This window comes from Acinetobacter sp. LipI_19, from assembly GCF_058242925.1.
The window spans coordinates 1,375,615-1,392,039 of sequence record NZ_JBZAYK010000001.1 but is presented as its reverse complement, the minus strand read 5'-3'; the positions used below and the strand labels follow the sequence as shown (position 1 = coordinate 1,392,039).

Sequence of the window (16,425 nt, the reverse complement as noted above, 5' to 3'; positions counted from 1 at the left end):
ATGTTATTTCTAACAATGACATTCTTTGGTGCATGTTTATCTATCAAATAGTGTTCAAGTATCAATCACCTTAGCAAGGATTTTGTTATTTTTTTGCATATTTTGGCAAGCTGATAATGTGAATAGTGAAATTATACAAATAAGAATTTTCAGTTTACACATTTTGATCTTCAAAATGTTCGATCATTGTGATTTTCACATTATCGATAACTTCAATTTTGACCCAAACATAGTCTAAAAAATGAAGTTTTTTACTTTTAATTTCAATGCTAAAAACAACTAAAAATTTTAATTTATATTTGCGCGATTTGTTGATGTAGACTTTGCAAAAATAAATCCGCTTCAGCTTTGGTTTGACACATTTTATGATATAGGCCATTGGCATTTTGATTGTGCGGGGTATATTCTATATTTATAGAAAAATTCTGCGTAATCATATTTTTAGAAACATGTATCGCGATAATATGCAGTGAATTTAGGTAAAAACCATCTTCTATTTTAACCAGCATTTTAAGCCTCAAACTTTATAACACAGAGAGAGTAAGACAAAAAAGCCCATCTTTTGATGAGCTTATTGTTTAAATATTTTAAACTTAATCATACTTCAATTTAGCCAGTATTTAAAATTTTTGATTATTTATTATGTAACAAAAGGAATATCCACTAATAATTTTCTTGAACAATACAATAAAAAAATTTAACACATCATCAAAAATCAGCTTTAGATTGTCCGACATTTTTTCACCTGATCAAAATACTTTGATGTTAGATTGAAAAAATCGTGATACTTATCACATTTCATAATAAAAGTTATTTTATCTAAATCTCTTTTATGGAGGTTGTTAATATGAATTATTTGATTATTTTAAATTCATCACAGGCACACCATTTTGATGAAATGCATAAGCTCATTTGTGACTATGATGCTTCAATTCGAGTAAATCCTACCACTTGGCTGATCAATACAACTTATGAAGCCAACATCATTCGCCAGCATTTAGCGAATATTATTAGTATTCATGACTCATTGTTAGTCTTTAAGATCGATGGTGAACATTCTTTTACCAATGATTTAGATTTAAATGACTGGATAGAGGATATAAATAGTAAAAGTATGATTCATGTTTAAATTTTGCGTACTGAATGGACATGACCAAAGTTTAAACCAACCCGATTGATCATGTTTCAAAAGTCATGCCTTTCCTGTTGAGAGTCAGAATCACAATAAAATGTAGTTTCAAAGCATAAATGATTGAATTGAAGGAAATGAATGCATAACGTTTAAATTATCGTTTTATGGATTATATATTATTTTAGATCTAATCATAAATCCTTGAAATTACATCACGGCGGTACTTTCAAGGATATTTAATTAAGCAGCTTTAATTTTATTTATGGTCTTCAACAAACTCTTTAAAGTCAGCTTTACGTATTTTGGCATGAATTCCCTTGGTCTTATCTACCACTTGCGATACTTCAAAATCAGTAGCAGCACTGAGGTAGGCATAAGCAATCGCTTCATCAATACCATATTCTTGGTTTAAAAAACGGATCGCTTCACGTGTAGATTTTTTCATTGCTTCATCTAAATCTTGATCTAATCCGGGTGTGATCCAAAATTCAGCATTTTCGGCTAATGGCTGTACGATTTCTTTACCTGGGATTTTATCTTTGCCTGTTTTTAATAAAGTGAACTTGAGTGTTGCTCTTGCTGAGGCTTCTAATGCAGTTAAAGCAACTTCGCCATCACCTTGGGCAAAATGACTATCACCTGTATAAAACAATGCACCTGGCACTTGTACTGGGTAATATGCAGTTGATCCAGCACCTAACTCATTTATATCAATATTGCCACCATACATCGCGGGTGGAACTGAATGCACTGGTTCTGATGTATTCGGCGCGACTCCCATGATCCCCATGAAAGGGCTCAGTGGGAAACGAATCGATTTACCCGATTCTGTTTTTAATACCCCCTCATATTCACCCTTTGCATTTTTTTCTATTGGAGTAAATACTGAAACATTCCCATATCGCTCAGGATGTTCAGCCGAAGCATTTTCTTGTTGTGGTCTTTTAGGATACTCACCCACTAATGCACCTTTACCATGACGATTCGAAATGACGCCATATGGAACACGAGGCTCTACTTTAATGACTTCTACTTTTAAAATATCACCTGGTTGCGCACCTTGAATTGCTATTGGACCAGTCACAATATGAGGACCATCTTTATGAAAATCATGTTTTAGCGAAGATTTGGTAATATTTTTTGCTTCATCTAAAATATATTCATCCCGTACCCCTTTGGATTTAAAGAATTTTTCTGCATCTCGTCCTTGATCTTCAAGTAACCCCTCATGTGAAACTGTATCGAAAGTCACAACACTTCCCGATGGAACAGTTATCACTGGCTTTGCTTCTTTATTCGGTAAGTAACCCCAAGTAATCGTGTTTAAAGTTGATGGTACATAATAATTACCTTTGTATTCACCGTCTTTTAATTGAACAGGCTTGTTGGATAATTGCTTAAGGACATTAAAACTTTCAGCATTAACTGCTGAAGTACTGATAGCACTGCAAATAAACAGTGAAAGAACCGTCTGCTTAAACATAAAAAATACCTTTAACAATTGAAAAATAAAAATATTGCAAAGGAGCTTCAGCAAATTTCATGCCACGGTAAAATTACATTAATTTAAGCATTTCAATGAAAAGTGCGCTAATTATTTTCATCTGTGCGTTCTAATCAAGTGCATAAATGAGGAAGTATGCTTAAATATCTTATTTCAATTGAATTTTAAAGATGTCTATTCTAAATTATGGTTTGCACTCTACTTTCTACAAATCACTTGAACATACCATATTAATTTCATTATTGATTGACAATAAAAAACCCCACCAGATGGTGAGGCTGTTGAAGTTACAACTCTATTTTACTTCTTTCACTGTAAAAGATTTATCTTTTGCAAGTTCAATGGTTCCTTCATCGCCTTTAGAATGAATTGAAACACCATTTTCCCCCTCAAGACGCATACCACTTCCAGCAGGAACCTCTTTCAAGGAGTAATTATTTCCATCATTATCAGTTAATGTTGCTGTAACAAAATTATCACTGGTCTTCAGCGTAAATTGTTTCTTATCAGCTGTTTCATACTTTACCGTTTTTTCAGCTGACTCATTTGTATCAACAGCAACTGCGCTGCTACTTACCTCATTATCAGGAGATGTCGCTTTATCTTTGTCTTTTGCATTACACCCAGCAACAAAAACAACAGCTAAAAAAGATGAAATTAATAATAATTTTTTCATGTTTAATCTCGAATAAATATGGAAGTTAAGTTCTAACATAGCGCTTTAGAGCAATCCAACCACTAATTGCGAATTACTACTTGTTATCTACACAAATCATAAAAATCATTTAGAACCCTATACATTTTAAGCTTGAATTTCTTTTAATTTATATATTTAAATTTATTTTTTAATCAATTAGCAAGATGTATTGAGCTCAGACAAGTGCTGTCATTGCCGATTAGGACGAGGCAGTTTTATATCATTACAGAAAATTACTCGGCTATCATAGCTTATACCTCTAGTATGAATTCTTATAGAGAAAGCCTAAAAATTACATGAATTAGATATAAAATATCTAAATAAAACTTTGCTTTATAATTTAATAATCCTCCCACTTTTCGATATCTTTTAATTGTGAAATCGAGCCTAAAGAATCAAAGATCTATCTATAAAATATTTTTCTAATCTCAAACAAGACTTTATTTTTACAATAAAAAAACGCTTTAAGCGTCTTATCATAAACATGATTTCGATTTCGACCAATGCATCATATCAATCAGCCCACTGTATCAGTGGGCGTTGGATTAACTGTCCTTATCCACTGAATGTGGCGTTGTTGTTTGATCTTGCTTTTGTGTATCTGTATCTCTTTTTTGACACGCTGTTAAACCGATCAGCATAGCTAAACTTAAAATTGAAAAGATTTTCATAGTTCGCTCAATTTTGCTTAAAAAATATACCATATCAAAGTATGAACTTCATAATGTGTATTTTATGAAACTTAGGTAACATTTCGAACTGACTTGCAAAATTTTAAATCTGTATAAATGACAAATTATATACACTCACCAACAATGCTTACATTTAAAAAGTCTACTCAGATTATTAAGATATTTTTTAATTTTCAGAATTATAGACACATGCTTGGTTTTCTCTTTAAAAATCCATTTAATTCGCCAAAATTTAGTCAGTTCGCCTTAATATTAACCAGAGTTTCAATCGGTTTATTTTTCTTAACAACGGGTTATAACAAATTATTTGTAGAGAAAAATCAACAAATCATGTTGGAAACGATTGTTTCTGCTGGTATACCTTTTCCAGAAGTCACAGCTATCATTGTTTCTTTATTTGAATTTGCATTCGGGCTATTGCTAACCCTAGGATTATTTACTCAGTTAACCAGCCTTATATTGCTCTTTATTTGCTTTGTAGCACTCGTAACCGTTGGTATTTATACAATTCCACCGGGTCTTAATTTGATCACTTGGATAAGCTGGTTTTTTTATACCCATGATTTGCTTTATATTTTCATTTTACTTTTTATTTTTACAAACAAGCCAGATTCTTTCACGCTAGATAAACTTTTTTTCAAAAAATACTTTTAGAAATTACCCACTTTTTGGGGAAATGGGTTATTAAAATAATATATTAGTTGATTATGATGTATGAGAATTTATCTTTAAATGAAATTTTAAAATTTATTTATCTAAACAAGCATCTTCAATCAACTTACTACCCTGTGGAAATTTAGTCACAGTTCTATAAGTTTCAGTAAGATCTGCATTGTAATCATAATATCCTGAATATAAGAAAATTTTTCTAGCTTCGCAGTCGTGATAACCAATCATTTTGATATAAGTTTGAAGCTCATATTCTCTACCAAATATTATTCTCGTCACAATCACTTTATATTTAGGTTGATCCAAAGCTGTTTCTCGTTCTGCGATTAATTTATCATTTTCAGGATACCGAGTATGATCACGATCAAAATGTTCTTTGAATTTCTCTATATTTAATTTTTTATCAAAAATTGGCATTATTGGATCTGCATAACAAAGCTGTGATATCCATAAAATAAATAAAAAAAGGATTTTTTTCATAATTTATAATTTTTTGAATGCTCTATAAAAGAAGTTTAGTTTACATAAAATTAAAGCCCATCCCTTGATGAGCTTTGAAGTTATTTGGTTTGTTTCGGGTCAATTTTATAACAATCGGTTCGCATTTTCGGTGAGAGTGCATTACTGTTAAGCATACTCATCCCATTCTGACTCTGATATCTAAAGCGATCATAATCACTCATTGTTGATGTAACGTTACTGACATCTGCTCCATATCCCATACAATGCGCATGATTACTTTCTAAATCATAGCTGGTACAAAATACCAATAAAAAAGCTAATAAATATTAATGATTTCACTTGTGTTTTTACTTTAAAGACTAAAAAATAATTTGGTTTAAGTAGATGTCGATAACGCCCATCAACATCATAAAAATATGCCATACCCGATGTATAAGATCAATATATCTTCACCGCCTTGAGCCACCATGTTATATACTATTTTAGATAAATTTACCGTAATTGCCTTTGTATGTCTGACTTACAGCTTTCCTTAAGCGAATACCTTGCAACTGTTCAAGAAGTTATACGTGTAACTTTTGATGAACCAATATGGGTAAAAGCTGAGATTAGAAATCTAAGCATCAAGGGCGGCCACTACTACTTAGAACTTGCAGAAAAGGAGGAAGATTCAGATAAAGTCATTGCCAGTTGTAAGGCAACAATCTGGAAATTCTCTGCTGCCAAAATGGTGTTAAAGTTTGAGCGTGAAAGTGGCATTGAACTCTCTCGTGATCTCAATGTACTGATTAAAGTGAAAGCTGTATTTAATCCCCAATATGGTTTTTCAGTCAATATTGAAGCAATAGATTCAAGTTATACCTTAGGTGATCTTGCACGGCGTTATCAACAAATTCTAGAGAGACTGACCAGCGAAGGTTTACTGAATAAAAATAAATTACTGCCTACCCCATTTGATATTGAGAATGTGCTCGTCATTGCTCCTGAAAATGCTGCTGGCTTGGGTGACTTTAAGAAAGATGCAGATGCTCTCGATCAAGCTGGCGTTTGTCATTTTGTCTATCATACAGCAACGTTTCAGGGGAACACTGCGGCTACAAGTATTTCTGAAGCTTTAGCAAATGGATTACGACAATGGGCGAAAGACCTCAACACCCCACCAGATCTTATTGTGATTATTCGTGGTGGAGGTGCAGTCAATGATCTGGCCTATCTCAATGATTACAATCTCGCTGCGCTACTTTGCAAACGCTCTGTTCCAATCTGGGTAGGTATAGGTCATGAAAAAGATAGAACCATTTTAGATGAAGTAGCGAACCGTTCTTTTGATACACCGAGTAAAGTGATTGCAGGGATTCGAAATCTAATCGTAGAGCGAACCCAAGATGTGCTAGATTCTCTACAGAAGATTAAACTGTTATCTCAACATCAAATCACTGCTTACCAAAGCCAAAATGATCAATACATCAAAGTCATTAAAACGCTTTCTCAAGGGCAGATCAATGAGGCAAATAAAAGCTTAGATTTGATGAAAGGTACTGTTCAGTATTTGGCACAGCAACTGATTAAATTGGCATCCAATCAAGTTGAATCACTCATGCGTGAAACGCTTTTGCAAAATCCACGTCATGTCATGGCCAAAGGTTATGCTATTGTCCGTAGTGATGGTAAAGCCATTCGTTCTATTCAACAAATTTCAACTGATCGCATCCAAGTAGAGTTACTGGATGGCACGATCAACGCAAATGTGACACAGGTATTAAGCAATGGCTAAACAAGATTTAACATTTAAAGAAGGTTATGACGTTCTAAAGAAAAATGCAGAATTATTAGAATCTCAAGAAGAACCTGATATTGATAATTTAATGAAGATTGTTGAAGAATCTATGTCTGCATATAAAACCTGTAAGTCACGTGTAGATGCGGTGCAACAAGCTTTAAATGAGACTTTTAAGGAATAGATAAATAATAAATCTGAATGTTTAAGAACTTATAAATATGCTATTTCCCCTATAAAAATAAGAGAAATAGCATTACAAATATAATTAAATCAAAAAATTATAAGCCATTAAACACTTAACATACTATTTAAGGTTTCACTGACATTTTTTGATTTCACTTGAGATTTTAATCCATCAAGTGCGGCTTTTACTTCACTTCGTTGTGGCTCAGCTAATGTATACCAGCGGGTGAGGACTTGAAGTAAACGAGACCCAACAATTGGATTTTTCTCATCCAAATACTTCGCCAAATCGACAAAATGCTGAACACCAAAACTCCATGCATTGACAGGATTGGCATTTAAACCACCACTTACTGAACGAATACGGTTAGGTGTACCTAAATCATAATCAGCATGTGAAGTTAAATACTGAATCGTTTCAGCGGTTGCTTTCGGATGCGCTGCTTGAATCATAAACCATTGATCTAATGACAATGCTTCATCCTTAAAGCGCTTATAGAAGTCCTCTAAGGCTGCTTTTGCTTGTGGAGCATCATTCCATACCAATACTTTAAGTGCGCCAAGTCGCTCAGACATATTGACAGAATTTTCATACTGTGCATAAGCCAAATCAAATACTGCGGTATCCCCCTGACGTGCCATAAAACTCAACATAATATTTTTCAGAGCACGAACACCCATTGCTTGTGAAAATTCATTTTGTGAATCTGGATCAAGTGATAAATATGTTTCTTTAACAAAGTCATCCAGTACTTTTGCCAATTGATTCAACAAAGCTTCACGTGCTTCATTTACAATCAAAGGATTATAATCTTGGTCGATACGACTACCCAAATAACCTTCACTTGGTACATCAAATAAGCGTGATGCCAAGAGTGGATCTTTTTCAATTACACTTGGTAAGGTCTGTTTAATTGCCTCTACATAAATTTGAGCATCATGACCATTAAGCAAAATACGCTCAAGTAAAGTCTGTGTTGCTTGCCACTGATTAAAACCATTGGTTTCATATTGTAGCAAGAAGGCAAGTTCTTCATCTGAATAATTAAATTCAAGATTTACCGGTGCTGAGAAATTCCGTAATAAAGATGCTACAGGCTTTTCGGTCACGCCTGTAAATTCAATGGTCGCTTCTGTTTGATCAAACAAATACACCCCATCTTTTACCCCATTTTCAAATAAAGCCTCAGAATGTAAGGTGTACTGCTCACCTGTTTCTGCATTAAACAATGCTAAAGCCACAGGAATAGGTACAGCTTTTAAATTTGGATATTTAGGATGGGTTTTTAAACTTTGTTTAAAACTCAAACGATAAGTGTGAGCACTCTCATCATATTCACCTTTCGCTTCAAGCTTTGGCGTTCCTGGTTGGTTATACCAGATTAAAAATGCAGATAAATCGACACCTGAACCCGCAGTTAAAGCAGCAACCCAATCTTCAACAGTGACAGCTTGGCCATCATGACGTTGAAAATATTCATCGGTTCCCTTACGGAATTTTTCCTTGCCCAATAAGGTTGACATCATGCGGTTAATTTCCGCACCTTTCTCATACACTGTCGCAGTATAGAAATTGTTGATTTCGACAAAATGATCTGGACGTGGCGGATGCGATAATGGGCCTGCATCTTCTGGGAATTGATGCGCTTTAAGAACCGCAACATCGTCAATACGTTGTACTGCTGCTGATTGTAGATCTTCTGAAAAAGACTGATCACGGAAAACCGTTAAGCCTTCTTTTAAACACAATTGGAACCAATCACGGCAAGTAATACGGTTACCTGTCCAGTTATGGAAATATTCATGAGCAATCACAGACTGTACACGCATGATTGCTGCATCAGTGGTATATTCTTCATCAGCAAGCACACATGATGTATTGAAAATATTTAAGCCTTTATTTTCCATTGCGCCCATATTGAACTGACTGGTTGCCACAATCATATAATTGTCTAGATCATATGCACGTCCATAGTGTTCTTCATCCCAACGCATAGAATGCTTTAACGCTTCCATCGCAATATGACATTTTGGGATATCTTTTTCTTCTGCATAAATTTCTAATGCCACATCACGACCTTCTGAAGTGGTATAACGGTCTTTTAAAACCGCTAAATCACCAATTACGCAGGCAAATAAATAAGCCGGTTTTTTGGTTGGATCTTCCCAAATGGTATAGTGGCGCTCATCACCAGTTTTACCAGCTTCAATCAAGTTCCCATTTGCCAAAAGCACAGGGTATTTGTTATCGGCTTCTACACGAGTGGTGAACACGGATAAGACATCTGGGCGATCAGGGTAGAAAGTGATTTTACGGAAACCTTCTGGCTCATTTTGAGTGACAAATAGATCACTCCCCGCGAGATATAATCCTTCGAGTTGTGTATTGGTTTCAGGATGAATGACTACAGATGTTTCAACGATCGATTCATCTGGCGCATTGGCAATCACCAACTGCTCAGAATCAAGCCTATATTCACTTTCAGTCAGTTTTTTACCATTAATAGAAATTGATTTAAGTTCAAGATCGCGTCCAAGCAATACCATATCTCCAGCTGCTTGACGTTTCATGACTAATTTGCTGTTTACGTTGGTATGGTCATCATAAACTTGGATATCGAGATTGATTGAATCTACAACATATGAAGGTTTTTGATAATCTTTTAAATATATAGTTTGATTTGCTTCAACTACTGGGTTTGCCGCGATATTCATATGATGTCCTAATCCTATTGTTGAGCTTCGACTTGTTATCGTGAGCTTGATCATCAATCAAATTTCACAAAATGTCTGTTCTGTACTGTTGATTAATTTCTATATGGGTCTAGTTGAAATTAATTTCAATTGTTAGAATGCAAAAAACGTGCGAGATGGCCTATCTTTATACAACAATTTATCCAGTAAATCAGAAATGATGCTTATGAAAATTAATGCAATAAAAAGCAAACAAGATTTTTTAACATTTTTAGATAAACTCAAACAAGATCGTCTTGAAGATATTCAAGAATGGGAAAATATATGAAATCGCTTAGGCTATTTATAACGGTAATGAGTCTTCTCCCTTTGTCTGTTTATGCAAAGCAAACTGCCCCATATTTTTGCTTTAAGGAAAGTCAAAACAATAATATTCTGCTTATTTCTGAGGAAGAATTTCCAAAAGTCAAAACAGTAAAATATTATCCTTATATGAAAAAAATCTCGCTAAAATTTACTCACTATGATGCTGTTGATACAGCACAAGGTAGACCGAGTGAATTTCACGATTTCTATAAAGAAATAATCAATCAGAAAGAAACAGGAACTTATGAAATCGTTTATCAAGGTGCTGTGCTTTACAATGTCAATTACACCAGTAAAAAAACTAAGAAAATGACCCAATTCGACAGACTCTATCATGACGATGAACAAATTTTTCAAAAACTTAAGCAAAATGGAGTTGAATGTTTTTAACGATATTTTTACAAAGAAAAACTTAGAATTATGCCTTCTTTATCTGAAATTATGGATAATGGCTTTAAATGAAATCAAGATATGGAATTATGAAGTTGCGAACATTGCTCAGTGTATGTTGTTTTACTTTGTTGAGTCTAAGTACAATCAGCCACGCCAATCCTGAGTTTCTCCCACCAGATCAAGCTTTTCAATTCTCTGCCGAATCAATTTCAGAAAATAAAGCACAATTGAAATGGACAGTTGCACCTCACTATTACCTCTATCATGATCAGTTTAAAGTAACAATTAACAATAAAGCTGTACCTTTAAGTCTTCCCAAAGGTCATATCAAAGATGATCCAACTTTTGGGAAAACTGAAGTTCATTATGAAAATGTGACAACACAAATTCAGGTTAAACCTAATTCACAATATTTAGTGATGTATCAAGGTTGTTCTGCAGATGGCTTATGTTATCCATTACAAAGAAAAACCATTGCAACTGATGCAGATGGCTTATTACCGCAAAGTAATACATCTTCAAAACGCCTTTTCAATAACAATCCTACTAGCTCATTACTCAATCAATCTGATACCGCAGTCGCAGCTCTAGATACAAAAATCAAAGAAAATGCTGAGACTAAAGTAAATTCAACTGTTGGAAAAACAGGTTTAGACAAAGTATTGGATGAACAAACCACTGAGCTGGGACAAAAAACTACTAATGAAGCAGACAACACTGTAAATCCAAACAATTTCAACGCTTCTGCTGCAAGCGGTAATGTCATTACAGATACAGAAAATTCTACTGGTTTACACAGTAATATTGACACTAAAAACACTACATCGTCATTACAATGGAATGATGATCAATCATTCTTTAAGCTATTATCTAAAGACTCTCTGTTTTTAAACTTATTGGTATTCTTTGGTTTAGGTATTTTATTGGCTTTTTTGCCCTGCTCGCTTCCGCTTATTCCTATTCTCTCAGGGATCATCATTCAACGTGCTAAAGGTTATAAAGCTGTTGTGATTGCCTTATGCTTTGTGATCAGTATGGCTGTAGTTTACGCGATTATGGGTGTTGTGGTGGCTGAAATTGGTTATAGCTTTCAGCGTTGGTTCCAAAGCCCTTGGATTGTTTCGTTGTTTGCAGTTTTATTTGTTGTTCTGGCTTTAAATTTATTTGGTTTATATCAATTAAACTTACCACAATTTATTACCAATAAATTAAGTCATCTGCAAAATAATCAAAAAGCTGGGACAGTACTCGGTGCTGTGGTTATGGGTGCATTATCAGCGCTCATTGTTGGCCCATGTATGAGTGCCCCGCTTGCTGGCGCATTATTATTTGTTTCACAAACTCAAAGTGCTGTATTAGGTGGCTTGTACTTATTTATTCTAGGTCTAGGTATCGGTTTACCTTTATTTATTGCCAGTGTATTTGGTTCTAAATTATTACCAAAACCAGGTAAATGGATGGATCGGATTAAAGTCAGTTTCGGCTTTATTATGTTGATGGTTGCATTGTATTTCATTCGTCCAATGCTTCCTTCGACTGTGTACGCTGCAATTTTTGCCATGCTATGTATCGCATTGTCAATCTATCTCTTTTTTGCTCTACGCGACAGTGAAAAAATAGTCAATAAAGTTATTCTAGCCATCATCGCAATAGCCAGTTTAGTTGCTGGTTTTTGGAATATTCAACAAAGTTATTCTGCTTATCAAATTCAACATAGCCAAACAGAACATTTAGTTTGGAATAAAGTGACCACCGCTGAACAATTAGAACTGGCATTGGTCAATGCAAAACAGCAAGACAAACCAATCATTATTGATGTCTATGCAGACTGGTGTGTGGCGTGTCAACCAATTGAAAAAGAAGTATTCCCGCGTACAGATGTACAAGATGCATTGAAAAACTTCACGCTCATCCAATTAGACTTAACGCAATACAACGCCTCGCAAGATATTATTTTAAAACAACGTGAAATTTTAGGTCCACCCACCATGTTGTTTTTAAATAGTAATGCGCAAGAAATCCGTGAATTGCGCTTTACTGGAACCTTCTCAGCACCACAACTTATTCAACAAACTGAAAAAATACACACAGGACGTTAAACAAACTTCCATGATCACTGCACAGGCAATTCATTTAGGACCGATTATGTTGCCATGGGGATTAACCATCCTCATGCTTGCGATACTGATGAGTGTGGTGATTGGAAAGTTTTGCTTTCAATATTTTGCTGTATCAAATTTACAATGGTCTGCGTTTAAAGACTCGATTTGGTCTGCATTCTTGGTTGGCCTGCTATCTGCACGACTTGGGTTTGTCTTACTTAACTTAGATGTTTATTTAGAGCATCCAGTTGAAATATGGAAGATTCAAGATAAAGGTTTTCATCTTTATGTGGGAATTGCTTGTGCTGGCCTGTGGATGATTTGGAAAAACAGATCTCTGAAGAAAAGCTTTATTGCACTATTTTTTGCGGCTTTTGCCCTGTTTTTCATTTCAGGTCAATATTTCTATCAACAAGTACAATTGCAATACCAACAATTTCCTCAAGTCAATTTAGTGAGTCTTCAACAAGAGCATGTTGAGCTGACTCAATTCCTCGGCAAACCCACAGTAATTAATCTTTGGGCCAGTTGGTGTCCGCCATGCAGACGTGAAATGCCAGTGTTGAATGATGCGCAACAACGATATCCCAATGTGCAATTTGTCTTTATTAATCAAAATGAAGATGCCAAAGCAGTGCAAACGTATTTGCAACAACACAAACTTAATTTGCATTGGGTTCTACTAGACTTTGACGGTGTAACGGCACATAAAATGGGAATGTTTGGCTTACCCAGCACCTTATTTTTTAATGCACAAGGCAAATTAATCGATACACATATGGGGGAACTTACCCATGCTGCGCTTCACCAAAAAGTTCAAAGGATAGTTTCAGAATAATGTATTTCATTGGTATTGATTGAAGAAATATTGCTTTTAACTTAAGGAGTCATATTGATGATTGATTTAAAAACACTCGGTATTTATTCGCTTGGTTTGTTGTTAAGTGGCTCTTTGTTTGCTGCTGATGCAAATTTCCTTAAAAATAAATTGGAAAAAGAAGGTTATAACTTTGTTAAGCAAATAAGTGCACCCGAAGGTTTAGAGGGTTGGACAGGTTATAAAGATGAATATCCATCTACGATATTTATTTCAAAAGATCAAAAGCACTATATCGTTGGTGATCTATTTAATGCTTCAGGTAAAAACTTAACTGAAGAAGCAATTAATACCCATGTTAAAGGTGCAGTATTAGATGAAATTTGGAAGAGCCTCGAAAAATCGACTTGGATTCAAGACGGCGATAGCAATGCTCCTAAAGTGGTTTATGTATTTAACGACCCAAACTGCCCCTACTGTCATACCTTTTGGCAACAAGCGCGTCCTTTTGTAGATTCAGGAAAAGTTCAATTAAGACATATTATGGTTGGGGTAATTCGTCCAAGCAGTAAAGGACAAGCCGCAACGATTTTAAATCACGCCAATCCTGCCGAAATTTTCAAACAATACAATTTAAGCAACGGTAAGAATAAATTGGTGGAAATGAAAAGTATTCCTAATGCATTATCTGAAAAGTTAGATGTAAATACCAAACTGATGGATAAATACGGCTTTTACGCTACCCCAGCAATGGTATGGAAAGATGCAAAAGGTGAAATTCAAAGCCAGCAAGGTGCACCGAAAGACATTAAAAAGTTATTTGATTAAGCAATGATAAAAATGAGTGATTAAAACCCACTCATTTTTGATTAAAGTGTTTTGCATATTTAAAATGAATTGAGTGACATGCAGTTTTATTTTAATCCCTAAACCATTGTTTTACTTGCGATCTGATAATTGAAAATTTATCGTGGTTTTATTTTCGAAAGATCATTTAACAATCCCATAAGTTGTTGGATATTCTCTGTACCATATTGCATTTGAATATCTATATAAATTTCTTCCATTTTATTCGCTTGCGTTTCAAAGTATTGTTTACCCTCTTCACTAAGCCGAATCAAACTCACCCGTTGATCATGGAGATTTTGCATTTCTTAATCAAGTTTCGATCAAGCATACGACTTAAGATTCCCGTTAAACTGGGCTTTGAAATACACACCAAATCAGCCAAATGGTTATTTTCAAGCTCATCATATTGATAAATTACAGCAATCACCCGCCATTTCTGCTCAGTTAAAATCCATTTCATTTAATACTGATCTAAAATGAGTCATTGTTGCTTCTCGGGCTTGTAACAATGCTAAAGTAAACGATGGCGATAAACGGATAGATTTCATAAAAACCCTTTAAATAAAAAATTAACAGATAGATTAATCACTTGATTAATTAAAGAATTTATTCAATACATATCAGCAACGACATCACACTTTTACTGATAAATTTATACATATAAACCCATATTTTCTTTACTAGAAAGTGATAAAAAAAATATATACGGATCAGGATAACAGTCTCACAGTAACAACATCTGCTCAAAAATGAAAACATTGCCCCTTAGATAAAATAAAAAATCAATAAAATCAAAAATTAAATTTACTTACATCATTCTAATATTTAAGAAAATTTTTAGCTTTGCTTAGAGTAATTAAACCTATTTGGCTTTATGCGCAATCTTGATTGCTCTTCTATTTTTTAAAATTCTGCTGAAAAGTGAACTCTTGTTTCCTTTTGAATTGAGTTGTCATATTTCTTTTAATTGGCTTGCAATCTTTTACGATCTTAGTGTGAATTCAAAGCCAGAACAAAACACACGCATTAAAAAACTCGCAATTAAGCGAGTTTAGGGTGCATCAGTCATATGATTGATGCTTAAAGCCAAACAAAATACAGACCAGGGAAAATCAAATCTTGTATTGCTTTAATGCGTCTATTATTGATCATTTAAAAAAAAAACAACTTATCATTTTCAGCCAATTAAATATCATTTTTTGACTAAAATAAGGCTTAAATGACATTTTGCTTATTTCTTAATCGAACAAAATAGCTCAAGCGTCATTCCTGACTGCTCAATACTTTGCTTTTGTCGATCTAAATAATTGTTGGCAATCATTAACATCATATTGGCCGTATCGAGCTCTAAATTTTCTTTCGAAATTCTAGCAATCATTTGATAAGCATCTAAGCGCGAACAAAATGCTTTATGCTGTTCAGCTGCAGTGATCGTGCTCTGATCTTCATCCAAGATATGTTTGGTTACATTGACTTGATCAGTATAGGTTTGAATACGCTGATCATATTGTTCTTGAGTGAGTTTTTGCGTGGATTGCTCAGCAAAACTTGGGGTACTGAATACACTACTCAGAACAATACTGCAGAGGGTCAAAATAAATCTATAGCTCATGCTTGAGCAAACCTTTTTTATAAAATATCTGCTTTCCATACATCTTCGTATTCATCAGCATCTATCATAAATCTAAAGCCTTCTTCTAAAGCAAGGTAAGGAATCGCATCAGGAAAAACCTCTTCAAGCTCTTTTACACTGATCACATCAAAAAAATCTTCACCCTCTTCCAACTCACCACCATAAATAAACCATGACACGTTTTCAGCATCTGGCTGTTTACGTAAACCCACGATCGGTTCTTTATTTAATGTTTGCTTAGCGATAGCCACGAGATCCGTTTCATTGACTTTGATATAGCGAGAGTCAAATTCTTCACACACTAATTTCTGTTCTTCTACAAAATCTTGCAACATGTACATTTCCGAGCGATTGGATTTTGTCAAATTGTAAGCTGACAGTTTGACAATCACAATCAATTCACCAAAAGAATCTTGCATCAAGCATTTATTTTGGTAAACTTGATTATGTTA

16 protein-coding genes and 1 pseudogene are annotated in these 16,425 nt (G+C 34.4%); 8 read left to right on the top strand and 9 right to left on the bottom strand.

The genetic code is table 11. The features are described 5' to 3' along the window. Positions 1-293: 293 nt before the first annotated feature. Positions 294-509 (bottom strand): hypothetical protein, encoded by a 216-nt coding sequence (locus AC4CVF_RS06730; protein ID WP_336950913.1) that lies wholly within the window; start codon positions 507-509, stop codon positions 294-296. 338 nt (positions 510-847) lie between these two features. On the opposite strand from AC4CVF_RS06730, the gene AC4CVF_RS06725 reads away from it, so the two are divergent. Beyond that, positions 848-1,129 (top strand): hypothetical protein, encoded by a 282-nt coding sequence (locus AC4CVF_RS06725; protein ID WP_336950911.1) that lies wholly within the window; start codon positions 848-850, stop codon positions 1,127-1,129. 259 nt (positions 1,130-1,388) lie between these two features. Here the strand turns inward: AC4CVF_RS06725 and AC4CVF_RS06720 are convergent, their stop codons facing one another. The 3 genes from AC4CVF_RS06720 to AC4CVF_RS06710 all read right to left on the bottom strand — a co-directional run bounded on the left by AC4CVF_RS06720 (position 1,389) and on the right by AC4CVF_RS06710 (position 4,004). Beyond that, complete coding sequence (locus AC4CVF_RS06720) at positions 1,389-2,615, bottom strand: acetamidase/formamidase family protein (RefSeq protein WP_336950910.1); 1,227 nt, start codon at positions 2,613-2,615, stop codon at positions 1,389-1,391. Positions 2,616-2,931: 316 nt separating this feature from the next. Then, the gene (locus AC4CVF_RS06715; protein WP_336950909.1) at positions 2,932-3,312 is read right to left on the bottom strand and encodes an MliC family protein; all 381 of its coding nucleotides are present in this window, start codon (positions 3,310-3,312) and stop codon (positions 2,932-2,934) included. 566 nt (positions 3,313-3,878) lie between these two features. After that, positions 3,879-4,004, bottom strand: coding sequence for a hypothetical protein (locus AC4CVF_RS06710; protein WP_004821939.1), 126 nt, complete (start codon positions 4,002-4,004; stop codon positions 3,879-3,881). Positions 4,005-4,214: 210 nt separating this feature from the next. On the opposite strand from AC4CVF_RS06710, the gene AC4CVF_RS06705 reads away from it, so the two are divergent. Further along, a complete protein-coding gene (locus AC4CVF_RS06705; protein ID WP_419327309.1) occupies positions 4,215-4,679 on the top strand; it encodes a DoxX family protein in 465 nt (154 codons plus the stop codon). Positions 4,680-4,772: 93 nt separating this feature from the next. Here AC4CVF_RS06705 and AC4CVF_RS06700 read toward each other — a convergent pair whose 3' ends face one another. After that, positions 4,773-5,174 carry a hypothetical protein gene (locus AC4CVF_RS06700; protein ID WP_419327310.1) on the bottom strand — a complete coding sequence of 134 codons (402 nt, stop codon included), beginning with the start codon at positions 5,172-5,174 and terminating at the stop codon, positions 4,773-4,775. 493 nt (positions 5,175-5,667) lie between these two features. Here AC4CVF_RS06700 and xseA point away from each other — a divergent pair, with 493 nt between their 5' ends. Together xseA and xseB are read left to right on the top strand one after the other, a co-directional pair. Beyond that, entirely contained in the window at positions 5,668-6,930 is a 1,263-nt protein-coding gene (xseA, locus tag AC4CVF_RS06695; protein ID WP_419327311.1) for an exodeoxyribonuclease VII large subunit, read from the top strand. After that, positions 6,923-7,117, top strand: coding sequence for an exodeoxyribonuclease VII small subunit (xseB, locus tag AC4CVF_RS06690; RefSeq protein ID WP_490789116.1), 195 nt, complete (start codon positions 6,923-6,925; stop codon positions 7,115-7,117). The genes xseA and xseB overlap by 8 nt, the downstream gene beginning before the upstream one ends. Positions 7,118-7,224: 107 nt before the next feature. On the opposite strand, the gene pepN is transcribed toward xseB, so the two are convergent. Then, entirely contained in the window at positions 7,225-9,834 is a 2,610-nt protein-coding gene (gene pepN, locus AC4CVF_RS06685) for an aminopeptidase N (RefSeq protein ID WP_490789115.1), read from the bottom strand. 291 nt (positions 9,835-10,125) lie between these two features. Here pepN and AC4CVF_RS06680 point away from each other — a divergent pair, with 291 nt between their 5' ends. From AC4CVF_RS06680 to dsbG, 4 genes are all read left to right on the top strand, one after another. Continuing rightward, on the top strand, positions 10,126-10,569 hold the full coding sequence (locus AC4CVF_RS06680; protein WP_490789114.1) for a hypothetical protein: 444 nt from the start codon (positions 10,126-10,128) through the stop codon (positions 10,567-10,569). Positions 10,570-10,637: 68 nt separating this feature from the next. Next, complete coding sequence (gene dsbD / locus AC4CVF_RS06675) at positions 10,638-12,671, top strand: protein-disulfide reductase DsbD (RefSeq protein ID WP_490789113.1); 2,034 nt, start codon at positions 10,638-10,640, stop codon at positions 12,669-12,671. 10 nt (positions 12,672-12,681) lie between these two features. Next, a complete protein-coding gene (locus tag AC4CVF_RS06670; protein WP_336950902.1) occupies positions 12,682-13,512 on the top strand; it encodes a prolipoprotein diacylglyceryl transferase family protein in 831 nt (276 codons plus the stop codon). Positions 13,513-13,569: 57 nt separating this feature from the next. Further along, positions 13,570-14,319 (top strand): thiol:disulfide interchange protein DsbG, encoded by a 750-nt coding sequence (dsbG, locus tag AC4CVF_RS06665; RefSeq protein ID WP_490774123.1) that lies wholly within the window; start codon positions 13,570-13,572, stop codon positions 14,317-14,319. 137 nt (positions 14,320-14,456) lie between these two features. Here dsbG and hpaR read toward each other — a convergent pair. The 3 genes and pseudogenes from hpaR to AC4CVF_RS06650 all read right to left on the bottom strand — a co-directional run bounded on the left by hpaR (position 14,457) and on the right by AC4CVF_RS06650 (position 16,308). After that, positions 14,457-14,888 (bottom strand): annotated as a pseudogene (gene hpaR / locus AC4CVF_RS06660) (homoprotocatechuate degradation operon regulator HpaR). Between the two features lie 683 nt (positions 14,889-15,571). Beyond that, the gene (locus AC4CVF_RS06655) at positions 15,572-15,952 is read right to left on the bottom strand and encodes a hypothetical protein (protein WP_490774124.1); all 381 of its coding nucleotides are present in this window, start codon (positions 15,950-15,952) and stop codon (positions 15,572-15,574) included. Between the two features lie 17 nt (positions 15,953-15,969). Next, a complete protein-coding gene (locus AC4CVF_RS06650) occupies positions 15,970-16,308 on the bottom strand; it encodes an immunity protein Imm33 domain-containing protein (protein ID WP_336950899.1) in 339 nt (112 codons plus the stop codon). Positions 16,309-16,425 lie beyond the last annotated feature (117 nt).

Excerpts from the sequence above, each read along its gene's own strand:
- xseA (WP_419327311.1), top strand. The coding sequence starts at position 5,668 with ATGTCTGACTTACAGCTTTCCTTAAGCGAATACCTTGCAACTGTTCAA.
- dsbG (WP_490774123.1), top strand. The coding sequence starts at position 13,570 with ATGATTGATTTAAAAACACTCGGTATTTATTCGCTTGGTTTGTTGTTA.
- AC4CVF_RS06650 (WP_336950899.1), bottom strand. The coding sequence starts at position 16,308 with ATGTTGCAAGATTTTGTAGAAGAACAGAAATTAGTGTGTGAAGAATTT.
- AC4CVF_RS06725 (WP_336950911.1), top strand. The coding sequence starts at position 848 with ATGAATTATTTGATTATTTTAAATTCATCACAGGCACACCATTTTGAT.
- AC4CVF_RS06680 (WP_490789114.1), top strand. The coding sequence starts at position 10,126 with ATGGGAAAATATATGAAATCGCTTAGGCTATTTATAACGGTAATGAGT.
- AC4CVF_RS06715 (WP_336950909.1), bottom strand. The coding sequence starts at position 3,312 with ATGAAAAAATTATTATTAATTTCATCTTTTTTAGCTGTTGTTTTTGTT.
- AC4CVF_RS06655 (WP_490774124.1), bottom strand. The coding sequence starts at position 15,952 with ATGAGCTATAGATTTATTTTGACCCTCTGCAGTATTGTTCTGAGTAGT.
- AC4CVF_RS06670 (WP_336950902.1), top strand. The coding sequence starts at position 12,682 with ATGATCACTGCACAGGCAATTCATTTAGGACCGATTATGTTGCCATGG.
- dsbD (WP_490789113.1), top strand. The coding sequence starts at position 10,638 with ATGAAATCAAGATATGGAATTATGAAGTTGCGAACATTGCTCAGTGTA.
- pepN (WP_490789115.1), bottom strand. The coding sequence starts at position 9,834 with ATGAATATCGCGGCAAACCCAGTAGTTGAAGCAAATCAAACTATATAT.
- AC4CVF_RS06710 (WP_004821939.1), bottom strand. The coding sequence starts at position 4,004 with ATGAAAATCTTTTCAATTTTAAGTTTAGCTATGCTGATCGGTTTAACA.
- xseB (WP_490789116.1), top strand. The coding sequence starts at position 6,923 with ATGGCTAAACAAGATTTAACATTTAAAGAAGGTTATGACGTTCTAAAG.
- AC4CVF_RS06705 (WP_419327309.1), top strand. The coding sequence starts at position 4,215 with ATGCTTGGTTTTCTCTTTAAAAATCCATTTAATTCGCCAAAATTTAGT.
- AC4CVF_RS06730 (WP_336950913.1), bottom strand. The coding sequence starts at position 509 with ATGCTGGTTAAAATAGAAGATGGTTTTTACCTAAATTCACTGCATATT.
- AC4CVF_RS06720 (WP_336950910.1), bottom strand. The coding sequence starts at position 2,615 with ATGTTTAAGCAGACGGTTCTTTCACTGTTTATTTGCAGTGCTATCAGT.
- AC4CVF_RS06700 (WP_419327310.1), bottom strand. The coding sequence starts at position 5,174 with ATGAAAAAAATCCTTTTTTTATTTATTTTATGGATATCACAGCTTTGT.